Annotated in this window: 14 protein-coding genes; 8 read left to right on the forward strand and 6 right to left on the reverse strand. The window is 71.8% G+C overall.

What is annotated here, in order from left to right:
• Positions 1-49: 49 nt before the first annotated feature.
• The 3 genes from AWQ68_RS15325 to AWQ68_RS15335 all read right to left on the reverse strand — a co-directional run bounded on the left by AWQ68_RS15325 (position 50) and on the right by AWQ68_RS15335 (position 3,315).
• A complete protein-coding gene (locus tag AWQ68_RS15325) occupies positions 50-1,597 on the reverse strand; it encodes a PucR family transcriptional regulator (RefSeq protein WP_066940846.1) in 1,548 nt (515 codons plus the stop codon).
• A gap of 63 nt (positions 1,598-1,660) precedes the next feature.
• Positions 1,661-2,326 (reverse strand): thiaminase II, encoded by a 666-nt coding sequence (gene tenA, locus AWQ68_RS15330; RefSeq protein ID WP_066940847.1) that lies wholly within the window; start codon positions 2,324-2,326, stop codon positions 1,661-1,663.
• Between the two features lie 41 nt (positions 2,327-2,367).
• Positions 2,368-3,315 (reverse strand): helix-turn-helix transcriptional regulator, encoded by a 948-nt coding sequence (locus AWQ68_RS15335; RefSeq protein WP_157545327.1) that lies wholly within the window; start codon positions 3,313-3,315, stop codon positions 2,368-2,370.
• A 209-nt stretch (positions 3,316-3,524) separates the two neighbouring features.
• On the opposite strand from AWQ68_RS15335, the gene AWQ68_RS15340 reads away from it, so the two are divergent.
• Positions 3,525-4,724: a neutral zinc metallopeptidase gene (locus tag AWQ68_RS15340; RefSeq protein WP_157545329.1), complete on the forward strand. Its 1,200-nt coding sequence runs from the start codon at positions 3,525-3,527 to the stop codon at positions 4,722-4,724.
• A 55-nt stretch (positions 4,725-4,779) separates the two neighbouring features.
• Here AWQ68_RS15340 and AWQ68_RS15345 read toward each other — a convergent pair whose 3' ends face one another.
• Both AWQ68_RS15345 and AWQ68_RS15350 read right to left on the reverse strand, forming a co-directional pair.
• Positions 4,780-5,739, reverse strand: a complete 960-nt coding sequence (locus AWQ68_RS15345) for a LysR substrate-binding domain-containing protein (RefSeq protein ID WP_245655928.1) — start codon at positions 5,737-5,739, stop codon at positions 4,780-4,782.
• Positions 5,740-5,770: 31 nt separating this feature from the next.
• Complete coding sequence (locus tag AWQ68_RS15350) at positions 5,771-7,096, reverse strand: MFS transporter (RefSeq protein ID WP_066940853.1); 1,326 nt, start codon at positions 7,094-7,096, stop codon at positions 5,771-5,773.
• A 177-nt stretch (positions 7,097-7,273) separates the two neighbouring features.
• Here AWQ68_RS15350 and AWQ68_RS15355 point away from each other — a divergent pair, with 177 nt between their 5' ends.
• Genes AWQ68_RS15355 through AWQ68_RS15385 form a run of 7 tightly spaced genes read left to right on the forward strand, consistent with a single transcriptional unit; the run spans position 7,274 to position 13,408 of the window.
• A complete protein-coding gene (locus tag AWQ68_RS15355) occupies positions 7,274-8,707 on the forward strand; it encodes a 2-hydroxymuconic semialdehyde dehydrogenase (RefSeq protein ID WP_066940854.1) in 1,434 nt (477 codons plus the stop codon).
• 8 nt (positions 8,708-8,715) lie between these two features.
• Complete coding sequence (locus tag AWQ68_RS15360) at positions 8,716-9,516, forward strand: 2-keto-4-pentenoate hydratase (protein WP_066940855.1); 801 nt, start codon at positions 8,716-8,718, stop codon at positions 9,514-9,516.
• Positions 9,513-10,262 (forward strand): 2-keto-4-pentenoate hydratase, encoded by a 750-nt coding sequence (locus AWQ68_RS15365; RefSeq protein ID WP_066940857.1) that lies wholly within the window; start codon positions 9,513-9,515, stop codon positions 10,260-10,262. The genes AWQ68_RS15360 and AWQ68_RS15365 overlap by 4 nt, the downstream gene beginning before the upstream one ends.
• On the forward strand, positions 10,259-10,684 hold the full coding sequence (locus AWQ68_RS15370; RefSeq protein ID WP_066940859.1) for a RidA family protein: 426 nt from the start codon (positions 10,259-10,261) through the stop codon (positions 10,682-10,684). The genes AWQ68_RS15365 and AWQ68_RS15370 overlap by 4 nt, the downstream gene beginning before the upstream one ends.
• Positions 10,681-11,223 (forward strand): 3-hydroxyanthranilate 3,4-dioxygenase, encoded by a 543-nt coding sequence (locus tag AWQ68_RS15375; RefSeq protein WP_084464013.1) that lies wholly within the window; start codon positions 10,681-10,683, stop codon positions 11,221-11,223. The genes AWQ68_RS15370 and AWQ68_RS15375 overlap by 4 nt, the downstream gene beginning before the upstream one ends.
• Entirely contained in the window at positions 11,220-12,212 is a 993-nt protein-coding gene (locus AWQ68_RS15380; RefSeq protein ID WP_066940861.1) for an amidohydrolase family protein, read from the forward strand. Before AWQ68_RS15375 ends, AWQ68_RS15380 begins: the two co-directional genes overlap by 4 nt.
• Positions 12,209-13,408: a carboxylesterase family protein gene (locus AWQ68_RS15385; protein WP_066940862.1), complete on the forward strand. Its 1,200-nt coding sequence runs from the start codon at positions 12,209-12,211 to the stop codon at positions 13,406-13,408. Before AWQ68_RS15380 ends, AWQ68_RS15385 begins: the two co-directional genes overlap by 4 nt.
• Before the next feature lie 115 nt (positions 13,409-13,523).
• On the opposite strand, the gene AWQ68_RS15390 is transcribed toward AWQ68_RS15385, so the two are convergent.
• On the reverse strand, positions 13,524-14,138 hold the full coding sequence (locus AWQ68_RS15390; protein ID WP_066940864.1) for a TetR/AcrR family transcriptional regulator: 615 nt from the start codon (positions 14,136-14,138) through the stop codon (positions 13,524-13,526).
• Positions 14,139-14,499 lie beyond the last annotated feature (361 nt).

Genomic DNA, 14,499 nt, shown 5'->3' on the forward strand with positions numbered 1-14,499 from the left:
GCTTGCCTGGCCGGACGGGCGTCGGCGTATCGGCCGCGGGTCCGGTGGGTCAGCGCATTCTGAGGGCGAGCAGGAAGTCCACCCGCTCCTCCAGCGTGTTGAGGGAGCGGCCGGTCAGCTCCTCGATCCGCTTCAGCCGGTAGCGCAGCGTGTTGACGTGGACGTGCAGCCGGTCGGCCGTGGCCGCCCACGAACCCGACTCCTCCAGAAACGTCTCCAACGTCTCGATCAGGTCGGTCTGGTTGGCGGCGTCGTACTCCTCCAGCCGGCCGAGCAGGCGGGCGCGGAACGACCGGCGCAGGTCGCCGGGGATGGCCGCGATCAGCGATCGGTGTGAGCCGACGTCCTCGGCGGTCATCGCGCTCACCCGGTCGCGCCCCAGCGCCGCCAGGGTGCGCGCGTGCCGCGCCTCCTCGATGAGGCTGCTCAGCCCGGCCGGGCCGGTCGTCACGCTGCTCAGCCCGAGCGCGATCCGGGCCTCGCCGAGACCGGCCTCCAGGGTCCGCGCGCCGCGCAGCACGTGCTCGGCGATCTCCTCGGCGGTGTTGCCCGCGAGCGGCACGAGCGCGACCGCCTCGCCGTCCTCGCGCGCGGTGGCCACGCCCGGCGCGAGCGGGCGCAGCAGCTCGTCGAGCACGGCGGCGCCGACCTCGTCCGCCCGTGCCACGCCCTCGATCCGCAGCGTCGCCGCCAGCAGCCCGTGCTCGGTCTCGACGTGCAGCGTGTGCAGCCGAGAGACGACCCCGGGCAGGTTGGCCTCGCCCGAGGCGAGCAGGTCGAGGAGCTGGTCGAACACGCGCCGCTCGATCCGCTGCGCGGCCTCCAGCCGGGAGCGTTCCAGCGCCACCAGCGCGGCCAGCTCCACGATCAGGTCCTCGTGTTCGCCGCCCGCGCCCGCCTGCTCCCCGGCGTACGCGAGGAACCAGTTGGCGATGCGGTGCGGCGCGCCCTTGCTGACCGGGAAGACCGACAGCACCGTGCCGTCCTCCCGCGTGGACATGCCGGGCAGGAACCGCGCCGACAGGAACGCGTGGGCGAGCCGGGCGCGGTCGTCGGCGGCGAGCGGCTGCGACCCCACGATGACCCGGCCGGTGGCCGACATCACCCAGCAGGGCACGTCCAGCTCTCCGGCGACGGCGGTGACCAGCTTGGTCAGGCTGCCGCCGTCCACGAGCACGCTCGCCAGCCTGCGCCGGGAGCCCTGGAGGCCGCGCGGCGCGGCGCCCAGCTCGTCGATCAGGCGGCGCAGGACGTACTCGGTGACCGCGCTGAACGGCACCTCCACCGACAGGCAGAGGAGCGGCAGGCCGGCCTCGGCGCAGGCGTCGATGAGGTCGGAGGGCGGCACCTTCAGCGCGGTGCCCGAGCAGAGCGCGGTCACACCGACCCCGACGAGCGCGGAGACGAAGCGCTGCGCGGAGTCGGGGCCGTCGTGCCAGGTCAGCTCGGTGAGGACCAGCTCTCCGGGCTTGACGAACCTGGTCGGATCGGGCAGGTCGGTGGTGGACACGCCGCGTACGCGGCGGTCGAGCAGGTCGTGGCCGGTCAGGACCTTGAACCCCAGATGGTCGACCTGGCACAGGTCCCGCAGCCGCATTTCTCCCGATCCCGTAGCTGTCCGATTTCACCCGTCGAATGCTCTATCGAGAGTATCGGCAGCTCAGACGGGCCACTCCTCCCGCCGCCAGGCGGCGTCCCAGAACATCCACTCGTAGCGGGCGGTGGTCGTGGCGTTGGCGAGGAGCCGCCCGCGCTCGTCGTCGGTCAGGCCCGCCGCGACCTCGTCGAGCAGGTCGAGCACGCCGGCGACGGTCTCCTGGTACTCCGCGCCGCCGTACGTCTCGATCCACCAGGCGTACAGCGGGTCGGGGGAGGAGCGGCCGAGCAGGGTCTCGCCGACGCGGGCGTAGATCCAGTAGCACGGCACGATCGCGCCGAGCGCCTCGGCGAAGGTGCCGAGGTGGCAGGCGCGCAGCAGGTACGACCCGTAGCCGAGCGCGGTCGGCGGCGCCGGGTGGCGGCGCGCCTCCGCCTCCCCGATGCCGTATGCGTTGAGCAGCTCCACGTGCAGACTGTGCTCGACCTCGACGGTGCGGGCGGCGTCGGCGGCGAACCGCTGGACGGCGGCGGGATCGGGCGCCTTGACGGCGCACGCGGCCAGCGCCCGCGCGTAGTCGGGCAGGAAGTGCGCCTCCTGCAGGACGAAATGCCGGAAGACCTCCTTGGGGAGGGAGCCATCGGTCAGCCCGGTGAGGAAGGGGTGGGCCAGGATCTCGTGGTAGATCCCGTCCATCGCCCGCCACAACTCGTCGCGGAAGGGACGCATCCGCCGATGCTATCCAGCCCGGCGCCCCGGACGGACACGACCTAGATCCAGCCCTGCCGGGCGGCCTGTACGCCGAGTTGGAAGCGCGTCTGGGCGCCGAGGGCGTCCTGCAGCCGGGCGATCCTGCGGGCGACGGTGCGCTCGCTGACCCCGAGTTCGCGGGCGATGGACTCGTCGGTGAGCCCGGCGCTGAGATAGCTGAGCAGCCGGCGTTCCTCGGCGGTGCTCCCGGCGTCGAGGTCGTCCGCCTCCACGGTGGCGGCGAGCGGCACCGCCATTCTCCAGAACGACTCGAACACCCCGGCGAGTCCCGTCAGGAGGCCCGACGGCTGGACCGCGATGGTGTGGCGCGTCTCGCCGTCTCCCCGGAAGATCAGCAGGGCCTCGCGGTCGTCGCCGATGAGCATGTGGAGGGATATGTCGGGGAACACACGGGCCTGCTCGCCGGCCTCCACGCAGGTGCGCAGGGCGGCGAGCGCGGCGGGGCGGCGCAGGATCTCGGCTCCGTAGACCGCCCGGATGGCGACACCGCGGGCCAGCGCCTCGAGGGTGCCCGCCGGCACCCGCGGGGTCTCCTCAGGACGTTCGACCGGTCCGAGGACCAGCGCCCGCACCTCGCGCTCCGCCTGGTCGAGCAGCCTGCGCTCCATCGCCGCCGTGCCGTCCGAGGTGGCGACGCTCTCGAGGTAGCTCGCCGACCGCTGATGGTCCTGCCAGATCCTGGCCAGCACGGCGGCGCTCTCCCTGGCCAGCAGCGCCTCACGCGCACGCCGCTCGGCGTAGGACTCCAGGGCGCTGAGCGGGGGCAGCGGGGACACGTGACCGTCCGCCACGGTGACCAGCCCCAGCGTCTCCAGCTCGGCCAGCGCCTGATCGCGGTCTTCACGCAGCGCGGGCAGGGCCTCCACGGGGCTCTGGCCGGCCACGGCCAAGGAGAAGTAGATCGCTTCGGCCGCCGGCGAGAGGCCGAGTGCCTGTAAGGGCTTCACCGTGTCGCTCACTTTCCCGAGGAGGGCCGAGGAGCCCCAAGGAGCCCCGACGAGATCGCGGACGCAGCCGAGGGCGCTCCCTGAGGATTGCCGTCCCGCTTCTTTGTCATATTCCGGACATGCCGGATCTTGACACGTCAGGATCGTTCACAATCGATGTCAGGACTCTGGAGACTTTCGCCAAGTGCTTTCACGTCGAAGGAGCCCTTTTGCGTAAGCCCTTGGCCCTGCTGGCCGCCGCCGCCGTCGCCGCCGCCCTCACGATCGGCGCCCCGGCCTCGGCGCAGGCGACATCCCCCACCTCCGCGCTCGAGAGCGCGATCAACTCTCTGCACGTCGACGACGCCACCAAGGCGCGCTACCTCGAGACCATCAAGGCTCTGCCGGCCGACTGGCAGGAGCGGGCCGCCCGATTCAAGGCCGGGCTGGGCGTCACCGGCTCTGCCTGGAACGAGGTGGCGCTCAGCGCCATCAATCCGAACGACTACCAGTGCGCGGACACCAGGCTGAGCGGGTGGCTCGACGAGCGGCTCGAGGGCGCGGACTTCGGCACGATCTGGATCGTCGTGATACTCGGCGGTCTGGACATCCCCGCGTACGACGCGCTGCTCTTCAACTCGGGCGACACCCCGCAGACCTACGGTGAGAACGGTGAATACACCACCACCGTCACGCACGAGCTGCGCGATCTGAAGAAGTTCTGGGACATCAAGTCCGACGACATCCGCGGCGTCGCGATGCACGGCGACGTGCTCAAGGACGCCGACCGCACCGCCCGCGTCCTCGAGGTGCTGTGGGGCCTGCCCGCCGGTGAGGGCAAGGACCTGGCCGACCTGCTGATCGAGGTTCTGGCCGCCGACCCGGTGCTCAACGCCGACAACCCGATCTTCACGTTCAACGCCTTCGCCTTCACCGCCGAGGGAGACCCGGACCCGATCGTGCAGGGCATCCCCGACAAGATCATCATGGGTGACGGCATCATGAAGGGCATGGCCGGGATCGGCCTGGACGACGAAGTGGCCGCCAAGTCCATCCTGAGCCACGAGTTCGGGCACCACGTCCAGTACGAGGACAACCTCTTCGACAGCCCGCTCACCGGCCCCGAGGCCACCCGCCGCACCGAGCTCATGGCGGACGCCTTCGCCGGGTACTTCCTCACCCACAAGCGCGGCGGAACCCTCAACGCCAAGCGCCTGCTTCCCGCGGTGCAGTCCTTCTTCGAGGTGGGCGACTGCTCCTTCAGCAGCGACGGCCACCACGGCACGCCGAACCAGCGGCTGACCAGCTCGTCGTGGGCCGTCGGCCTGGCGCAGGGCGAGCAGAAGAAGGGCCACATCATGCCCTCGATGACCTTCGCCAACCTCTTCGACGCCCAGCTCCCGATCATCGTCAAGCCGGACGCCAAGTAGTACTGCCGACGTCGGGGGCCGGTCGCCGGACCGGCCCCCGCCTGTCGGATCGCCGCTATCCGGCCGCCTCGTCCTCGGCGGCGGGCAGCTCCCGTTGGAGCGCCTCCGCCTGGCGGCGCAGGTGGTCGAGCATGGCCTTGGCGGCGGGCGTGAGGGGCCGGGCCTCCGGCAGCGTCACGCCGACCGAACGCCGTACGGACGCGAGCGGCACCGGCAGCTCCGCGAGCCGGTCGTCGGTACGGACGAGCAGCGCCGGCAGCGCGGCGATCATGTCGGTGGCCAGGAGCAGCGAGCGGATGGTCAGGATCGAGGTGCACTCGACCCGGTTCTCCGGCATCGGCAGCCCCTCGCGCTGGAAGACCTGCTCCAGCTCGTGCTTCAGGGCGGTCTGCTCCAGCGGGAGGATCCAGGGAAAGCCCAGCAGCTCGGGCAGCGTACGCGCGTGCTCGGCGGGGTGCCCGGCCCGGGCGACGAGCAGGGTCGGCTCGTTGTAGAGGGGGATCTGGTGCAGGCCCGGCCGGCCCTCGATGGGGTTGAGCCGCCCGAGGATCAGGTCGGTGCCGCCGTCGATCAGCCGCGGGACGAGCGAGTCGAACGTGCCCTCCCGGACGATCACCGTGATGCCGGGCCGTTCGGCCTTCAGCGCGGCGATCGAGCGGGGCAGCAGCACGTTGGTCGCGGCCAGGAGGGTGCCGACGGTGACGGTGCCGGTCTCGCCGTCGGCGAGTCCCGCGATCCGGTCGCCCGCCCGGCGCAACTCGGCCTGTACGGCACGGGCATGGTCGATGAACGCCTCGCCGAAGAGGGTGGGCGTGACGCCGCGCGGGCCGCGCTGGAACAGCTCCACTCCGAGGATCCGCTCCACCTCCCGCAGCCCGCGTGTCACGGCGGGCTGCGCCAGGTGGAGATGCTCGGCTGCGCGCAGGACGCTGCCGTGCTCGGCGATGGTCGTCACGAGCACCAGGTGCCGGAGCTTGAGCCGGCCGCTCAGCAGGTCCAGCGGTCGGGATATCACCGGCACATCATATAAGTCCGAAAAGTCGGGCCTATTTTGCTATATCGGCAGCCGGGGCGGGCTGTCCGGCAGGGACGTCGCCCAGGCGCTCGGCGTCGTTGCGCGGGATCACGAGCGCGGCGACGAGGCTGATCGCGGTGATCGCGGTCAGGTAGCCGGTGATGGACAGTGAACTGCCGGAGGCCGCGAACAGCGACGCGGCGACGAGCGGGGTGATGCCGCCGCCGAGCAGCGAGGCGAGCTGGTACGCGATCGAGGTGCCTGAGTAGCGGATGGCCACGGGGAAGAAGCTCGCGGTCAGCGTGCCCTGCGGGGCGTGGGTCATCGACAGCACGGCGCCCATCGCCACCATGAACACCGCGATGAGGACGGTGTTGCCGGTGTTGATGATCGGGAGGATCGCCACGGCGCCCACCAGCAGGACCACGGAGCCCCCGGTGAAGATCGCGCGCAGCCCGCGCCGGTCGCCGATGTGCGCCCAGATGGGCGCGGTGGCCAGCCACACGGCGGCGCCGCCGATCACGCAGACCAGCAGGAAGGTGCGGGACAGGTGCGCCTCGGTCTCGCCGTAGTTGAGGATGTAGACCATGAAGATGTAGGACACCGCGCTGTTGCCGATGATCACGCCGATGGTGTGGATCACCTGGCGCCAGTGGTCGCGCAGCACGACCGCGATCGGCAGCCTGGCGGGCTTGCGGCGCTCGACGAGGTTCTCGTAGGCGGGGCTCTCCTCGATGCGCAGCCGCAGGTACAGCCCGACGAGCACCAGCACGACGCTGAGCAGGAACGGCACCCGCCAGCCCCACGACAGGAAGCTCTCCTCGCTGAGCAGCGACGACGTGCCGAGGAAGACGACGTTGGCGGCCAGCATCCCGGCGGGCGTGCCCATCATGGGGAACGCGCCGAAGAGCCCTCTTCGGCCCTGTGGGGCGTGCTCCATGGTCAGCACCACGGCGCCGCCCAGCTCGCCGCCGAGCCCGATGCCCTGGGCGACGCGCATCACGACGAGGAGCACCGCCGCCCCCACACCGAGGGTGGAGTACGTCGGGAGCAGGCCGATCAGCGTGGTGCCGATGCCCATGATCAGCAGTGACACGACCAGAGTGTTCCGCCGTCCGATGCGGTCGCCGAAGTGGCCGAAGATGATGCCGCCGAGGGGGCGGGCGAGGAAGCCCACGGTCATGGTGCCGAACGAGGCGATCGACCCGGCGACCGGGTCCATGGCTGGGAAGAACTGCTTGTTGAAGACCAGTGCGGCCGCCGTGCCGTACAGGAAGAAGTCGTACCACTCGATGGTCGTGCCGATGAAGGCCGCCCATGAGACGCGGCGCGCGGCCTTGTGGCGGTCTGTGTCCATATAACACCTGTGCCTTTTCGGTCGGGGAGTAGGGATGAGGATGCATCCAGGTGGTATGCCGCGACGAATACCGATCTGGGCGTGAGCCATGCGGATCCTGATATATGACGAGATCGATATATCTGTGACTTAGAGCGGTATTAGACTGTTATGCCGTTGAGCAGCACAATTGCGGCCATGAAGCCCGCGCACTACGTCAACGGTGTCTTCTCGACGACGGAAGCGACCTTTCCGCTGCTTTCCCCCGTCGACGGAAGCCAGGTAGGAGTCGTCCCCGAAGCCTCGCGCGACGTCGTCGACGCGGCGGTCCGCGCCGCCAGGGCGGCGCTCGACGGACCGTGGGGACGGACGAGCGTCGAGGAACGGTGCGCGTTCCTGCGCCGGATCGCCGACGGCATCGAGGCCCGCTTCGACGAGTTCGTCGCCGCCGAGGTCGCCGACACCGGCAAGCCACGCGACCTGGCCGCAACGGTCGACATCCCGCGCGCGATCGGCAACTTCCGCGCCTACGCCGACCTGTCCTACGGACGCCCCGAGCGGGCCTACCCCACCACGGTCCCGGGCTGGAGCGGCAGCGGCCAGGCGCTGAACTACACCGTCCGCCGCCCGCTCGGCGTCGTCGCGATCATCTCGCCGTGGAACCTGCCGCTGCTCCTGCTGACCTGGAAGGTCGCGCCCGCGCTCGCCGCCGGCAACGCGGTCGTCGCCAAGCCGTCGGAGGAGACCCCGTCCACCGCCACCCTGCTCGCCGAGGTGATCGGCGAGGCGGGGCTGCCGGACGGCGCCTTCAACCTCGTCCACGGCCACGGCGCCGGCGCGGCGGGGGAGTACCTGACCTCCCACCCGGGCGTGGACGCGATCGCCTTCACCGGCGCGTCGGCCACCGGCGCGGCGATCATGCGCAACGCGGCCGAGCACGTCACGCCGGTCTCCTTCGAGCTCGGCGGCAAGAACCCGGCGCTGGTCTTCGCGGACGCCGACCTCGCCGAGGCGGTCGAGGGGACCGTGCGGTCGAGCTTCACCCACTCGGGCCAGATCTGCCTGTGCACCGAGCGCGTCTACGTGCAGCGGCCCGTCTTCGATGAGTTCGTCCGCGCCCTGGCCGAGCGCGCCCGGGCGCTCACCGACTACGGCCCGATGATCTCGGCCGAGCACCGCGACAAGGTGCTCTCCTACTACCGCCTGGCGGTGGAGGAGGGCGCCACGGTCCTGGCCGGCGGCGGCGTTCCGACCTTCGGCGACGCCCGCGACGGCGGGTTCTACGTCGAGCCGACCGTGCTGACCGGGCTGCCGCAGAGCGCCAGGACCGTGCGCGAGGAGATCTTCGGTCCCGTCTGCCACGTCGCGCCGTTCGACGACGAGGACGAGGCGATCGGGCTGGCCAACGACAGCCCGTACGGCCTGGCCGCCACGGTGTGGACCACCGACCTGTCGCGCGCCCACCGCGTGGCGCCGCGCGTCGAGGCCGGGATCGTGTGGGTCAACTGCTGGAACCTGCGGGACCTGCGCACCCCCTTCGGAGGGGTGAAGGCGTCCGGCATCGGGCGTGAGGGCGGCGAGTACTCGCTCGACTTCTTCTCCGAGCCCGTCAACGTGTGCGTCAAGATTTGAGGACATCCGTGACAGAGAGACACCAGGCCGCCGCCGCACGGCTGCTGGAGGCGTACGCGTCCGGCCGCCCGTGCGAGCCGGTACGCGACCTGATCGACGGCGTGGACGACGCCTACGCCGTGCAGAACCTGGTCACCGAACGGTGGCTGTCGCAGGGGCGGCGCCTCGCCGGCCGCAAGATCGGGCTGACCAGCAAGGCGGTCCAGCGGCAGCTCGGGGTGGACTCGCCGGACTTCGGCATGCTTTTCGCCGACATGGCGGTGCCGGACGGCGAGGAGATCCCCGTCGGCGCCGTCCTGCAGCCGCGCGCCGAGGCGGAGGTCGCGCTCGTGCTCGACCGCGACCTGACCCACGAGCGGCACACGGTCGCCGACGTCATCCGGGCGGCCGCCTTCGCGCTGCCCGCGATCGAGATCGTGGGCAGCCGCGTCCGCGACTGGGACATCACCCTGGCCGACACCGTCGCCGACAACGCCTCCTCCGGCATGTACGTCCTGGGCAACCGCCCGGTGTCGCTGCGGGACGTGGACCTGCGGATGGCCGGGATGGTGATCGAGCGGCGCGGCGACCAGGTGTCCAGCGGCATCGGCGCGGCCTGCCTCGGCCACCCGCTGCACGCGGCGGTGTGGCTGGCCGACACGCTGGTCCGGCTCGGCCGCCCGCTCCAGGCGGGCGACACCGTGCTGACCGGGGCGCTCGGGCCGGTCGTCCCTGTGGCCCCCGGCGACGTGCTGGAGGCGCGCATCGACGGCCTCGGCGACGTGCGGGCCGCGTTCGCCGCCGAGAAGTCCGCTGAGGAGGAAGTGTGAACCCGCGTCTGACCGCGTTCGCGGAGACCCTGGACGAGGCGGTGCTGAACCGCCGGGCCGTCCCCCGGCTCACCGACACCGCGCCGCTCGACGTCGCCGAGGCGTACGAGGTGCAGCGGGCGGTGATCGAGCGGCGGCGGGCCAGGGGCGAGGCGCTCATCGGCGTCAAGATGGGCTTCACCAGCCGCGCCAAGATGGTCCAGATGGGCGTGGACGACGTCATCTGGGGCCTGCTCACCGACGCCATGCTGATCGAGTCGCACCTGGACACCGCCGGACTGATCCACCCGCGCATCGAGCCGGAGATCGCGTTCCTGCTGGACCGGCCGGTGCGCACCCCCGCGGACGCGGTCGCGGCCATCGGCGGGATCGCCGTCGGCTACGAGGTGCTCGACTCCCGTTACGAGGGCTTCAGCTTCACCCTCGCGGACGTCGTCGCCGACAACGCCTCGGCCAGCGGCTTCGGGCTGGGCCCGTGGCACAGGCCCAAGGATGTCGGCAACGTGGGCATGCTGCTGGAGATCGACGGCCGCGCCGTGGCGAGCGGCTCGTCGGCGGCCATCCTCGGCGACCCGCTGCGGTCGCTGAACGCGGCCGCGCGCCTGGCCTGCGCCGCAGGGATCGAGCTGCAGCCCGGCTGGGTCGTCCTCGCGGGGGCCGCGACCGCGGCCGTCCCGCTTCCCTCCGGCGCGCACGTCCGCGTCAGCGCCGCCGGTCTCGGTCACGTGGAGGTGACGACGCGATGAGCGACGCGCTGCTCGTCCAGGGCAAGGCCACCCCTCGGGGGAGATTCCCGCACGTCAGGCGGGCGGGTGACTTCGTTTTCGTGTCCGGCACCAGCTCGCGCCGTCCCGACGGCTCGTTCGCCGGGGCCCGCGCGGACGCCATGGGCACCACCGACCTGGACATCCGCGAGCAGACCAGGGCGGTCATCGAGAACATCCGCGACCTGCTCGGGGCCGTGGGCGGAGACCTGTCCGACGTGGTCAACGTGACCAGCTACCTCGTCAACATGAACGACTTCGGCGGCTACAACGAGGTCTACGGCGAGTACTTCGACGAGAGCGGGCCCGCGCGCACCACGGTCGCGGTCCACCAGCTCCCGCACCCGCACCTGCTCATCGAGATCTCCTGCACCGCCCACATCCCCCAGAGGAGCGCACAGTGATCCCTCCCTTCAACCTCCAGAAGTGGATCGACGAGCACCAGGACATGCTGCGCCCGCCCGTCGGCAACGTGCAGATCTGGAAGGACGCCGACCTGATGGTCACCATCGTCGGCGGCCCCAACCAGCGCACGGACTTCCACGACGACCCGATCGAGGAGTTCTTCTACCAGCTCAAGGGCGACATGGTGCTGCGCGTCATGGAGGAGGAGGGCAAGCCTCCGGTGGACGTGCAGATCAAGGAGGGCGACGTCTTCCTGCTGCCGCCGCACGTGCGGCACTCGCCGCAGCGTCCGGTGCCCGGCTCGATCGGCCTCGTCGTCGAGTACGCCCGCCCGCAGGGCGAGCTGGACGCCTTCGAGTGGTACTGCACGGAGTGTCACCACCGGGTCCACCGCGCCGAGATCCAGCTCCAGTCGATCGTCGAGGACCTGCCGCCGGTCTTCCAGGCGTTCTACGACGGCGACCGCACCTGCCCGCACTGCGGGGCGACCCACCCCGGCAAGGACTGGCCCGAGGACATGCGGCCGGTGATCCGATGACCCGGTCCGGCCAGGTCATCGACGTCCACGCGCACGTCTTCCCGCGCATCTCCCGCGAGGAGAGCCGGATCCTCGCCGGGGCGGGGGAGCCGTGGCTGCGCGACGGCATGATGATGAGCGGCGAGGACGACTACCGGCCCGTCACCCCCGAGCTGTGGGACGCGGGGGCCCGCCTCGCGGCGATGGACCGCACCGGCGTCGACGTGCAGGCGGTTTCGTCCACTCCGCTGCTGTTCGGGTACGCGGCGGAGCCGGCGCGCGCCGCCGACTGGTGTGAGATGGTCAACGACCGGATCCTCGCCTACTGCGCCGAGGACCCCTCCCGCCTGCTGCCCCTGTGCCAGGTGCCGCTGCAGGACCTGGAGACCGCGTGCGCGATGGTCGACAAGGCCAAGGCGGCCGGGCACCGGGGCGTCCACATCGGCAACCATGTGGGCCCGCGCAACCTCCACGACCAGGACATCGTCGCGTTCCTCACGCGCTGCGCCGCGGTGGACATGCCGGTGCTCGTCCACCCGTGGGACATGCTCGGCACCGACCGCATGGCGGGCTACATGCTGCCCTGGCTGGTCGGCATGGCGGCCGAGACCCAGCTCAGCATCCTGTCGCTGATGCTGTCCGGCGCGTTCGAACGGCTGCCCTCCTCGCTGCGGCTCTGCTTCTGCCACGGCGGCGGCAGCTTCGCCTTCCTCCTCGGCCGCGCCGACAACGCCTGGCGCAACCGCGACATCGTGCGGAAGGACTCGCCCAAGCCGCCCTCGGCGTACACCGACCGGTTCTACGTCGACTCGGCGGTGTTCGACCCGCGGGCGCTGCGCCTGCTCGTCGAGGTCATGGGCGTCGAGCGGGTCATGCTCGGCACCGACTTCCCCTTCCCGCTGGGCGAGCAGGAGCCGGGCGCGGTCGTCCGCGACTGCCCCGAGCTGGACGAGGCCGCCCGGGCCGCGATCCTCGGCGGCAACGCCAAGAGGTTCCTGGGGCTGGGATGACGCTCGCGCACACGTCCCTCGGAACGCTGCGCGGCGTGGACCTCGGCGGAGTCTCGGCGTTCAAGGGTGTGCGATTCGCCGCGCCGGCGCGCCGGTTCGCCGCGCCCTCGCCGGCCCTGCCGTGGGAGGGCGTGGCCGACGCCGTCGCGCCCGGCCCGCCCGCCCCGCAGCGGCCGGGGCGGATGGGCTGGGTGCCGGGGTTGGAGATCGACCCGTCGAGCGGCCGCGAGGACTGCCTGTTCCTGAACGTCTGGACGTCCTCGTGCGAGGGGCGGCGTCCGGTGCTGGTGTTCCTGCACGGCGGCGCGTTCGTGTTCGGCTCCGGCGCGCAGCAGATGTACGACGGGGCCGTGCTCGCCCGCGACCACGGGCTCGTCGTCGTGACGGTGAACTACCGGTTCGGCTTCGCCGGGTTCTGGTACGGCGACGGCGTGCCGGCCGACATCGCGCTGCGGGACCAGCTCGCCGCGCTCGAATGGGTGCGCGACAACATCGCGGCCTTCGGCGGCGACCCGGAGCGGGTCACCCTCGGCGGCCATTCGGCGGGCGCGACCAGCGTGCTCGCCCTGATGACCCTGGCGCCCGGTCTCTTCTCGCGCGCCGTGGCCATGAGCCCCGTGCCGTACGGCTTCGCCACCCGGGACGAGGCCGCGGCCTGGACCGCGGCCGCGCGCGAGGCGCTCGGGGGCGCCGACCCGTTCACCGTCCCGGTCGCGGATCTGCTGGAGGCCGAGGGGGCGGCGGCGCGGGCGACGCCGCCGGTGGGCGGGCTGCTGCCGGTCGCGCCGGTGGTCGATGGCGACCTGCTCGCCGTCCATCCGATGGACGCGATCCGCTCGGGCGCGGCCGCTCCGGTGCCGCTCCTGGTGACGACGACGTCGGAGGAGATGCGGCTGTTCGCCGCCATCGGCGGGGGAGACCCCGGCAGGCGCGACGTGTTCGAGGAGCCCGCGCAGGAGGTCGTCGAGGCGCACCGTGGGCCCGCGCGCCTGCTGGTCTGCGACCACCACTCGCCCATGCGCCGCGGCGGGATCACGCTCGGTGCCTGCCATCTCGTGGACGTGCCGCTCTACTTCGGCAATCACGGGACCCCGCTCACGGGCGCCGGTCCCGAGGTGGACGAGCGGGCGGACGCGATGACCGAGGAGTTCGCCCGGTTCTGCCGTGGCGAGTCGGACCTCGCCCTCGACCTTTAGGCGGCGCGCACGTGCGCGCCAGGGCGCGGCGGCCGGGGCGACCAGCCCCCCGCCGCGCCCTCGGCGTATGGAAGGCCGGTCCACTTTCCCGCCACTGCGCGGGCGACCGTGCCGGTCACCGATCCCGCGCGGCTTCGGGCGGCGTGGCGGGAACGACGCAGGACAGGGCGCCGCGCAGGATGGCGGCGAAGGACGCGTCGGAGCCGGCTTCGAGCCAGTGCCGTCCCGCCACCCGGATGGCGCCGGCGACCGCGGCGGCCGTGACGGCGGGGAACAGGTCGCGCGCCGGGTCGGTGCCGGTGCGTGCCGCGATCGCCTCGGCGAGCGGACCCTCCGCCATGGTGAACGCCTTGAGGGCCTCGCCCTCCAGCTCGGGCGTCAGCATGATCATGCGCAGGCCGGCCCTGTCCGGCTCGGGGTCGGTGTAGAGCTGGATCACGGCGGCGATGACGGCCTGGTCGAGCGGCTCGTCGGCGGGGCGGGAGCGCAGCGCCTGTCCCACGCGCCTGGACTGGTCGGCCTGGAAGGCGCAGATCGCCTCCGCCCTGCTGGAGAAGTAGTTGTTGTAGGTCCTGGGCGAGACTCCCGCGGCCGTGGCGATGTCATGGACGCGGACGAGGGCCAGCCCGTGCGGGCCGTTTTCGATGGCCAGGCGCAGCGCGGCGTGGCCGATCGCCTCCCTGGTGGCCTGCTTGTTGCGTTCCCTGAGGTCCATGGCGTCGTCATTCACGGGTCGATTCTATCCGGCATTGCGTGGCACGCAGTATGTGCGTGTCACGCAAGTTGTGGGTAGAGTGCGTCGAGACGCCTGGCACTCGCGCCTGGAGAGTGCCAACCGCAGGGCGTGGGCCGGGCCGGCGAGGTCCGGCGGCGGGTCGGCCACCCGCCGCCGTGCCGTCCGTCGCGGGCGCCGTCCCGGCAGCGCCCATCACCACCATCGAGAGCAGGAGCAGTGATGACCTCGAAAATGATCGCCTTCGACGAGGACGCCCGGCGCGGTCTCGAGCGCGGTATGAACCAGCTCGCTGACGCCGTGAAGGTGACTCTCGGCCCCAAGGGCCGCAACGTCGTGCTGGAGAAGAAGTGGGGCA

Origin of the sequence: Microtetraspora fusca (genome assembly GCF_001570365.1) — a bacterium.
Classification (GTDB): Bacteria; Actinomycetota; Actinomycetes; order Streptosporangiales; family Streptosporangiaceae; genus Microtetraspora; species Microtetraspora fusca.

Coding starts and splice junctions, on each gene's coding strand:
- AWQ68_RS15385 (WP_066940862.1), top strand. CDS start 12,209: ATGACGCTCGCGCACACGTCCCTCGGAACGCTGCGCGGCGTGGACCTC.
- AWQ68_RS15350 (WP_066940853.1), bottom strand. CDS start 7,096: ATGGACACAGACCGCCACAAGGCCGCGCGCCGCGTCTCATGGGCGGCC.
- AWQ68_RS15325 (WP_066940846.1), bottom strand. CDS start 1,597: ATGCGGCTGCGGGACCTGTGCCAGGTCGACCATCTGGGGTTCAAGGTC.
- AWQ68_RS15355 (WP_066940854.1), top strand. CDS start 7,274: ATGAAGCCCGCGCACTACGTCAACGGTGTCTTCTCGACGACGGAAGCG.
- AWQ68_RS15380 (WP_066940861.1), top strand. CDS start 11,220: ATGACCCGGTCCGGCCAGGTCATCGACGTCCACGCGCACGTCTTCCCG.
- AWQ68_RS15370 (WP_066940859.1), top strand. CDS start 10,259: ATGAGCGACGCGCTGCTCGTCCAGGGCAAGGCCACCCCTCGGGGGAGA.
- tenA (WP_066940847.1), bottom strand. CDS start 2,326: ATGCGTCCCTTCCGCGACGAGTTGTGGCGGGCGATGGACGGGATCTAC.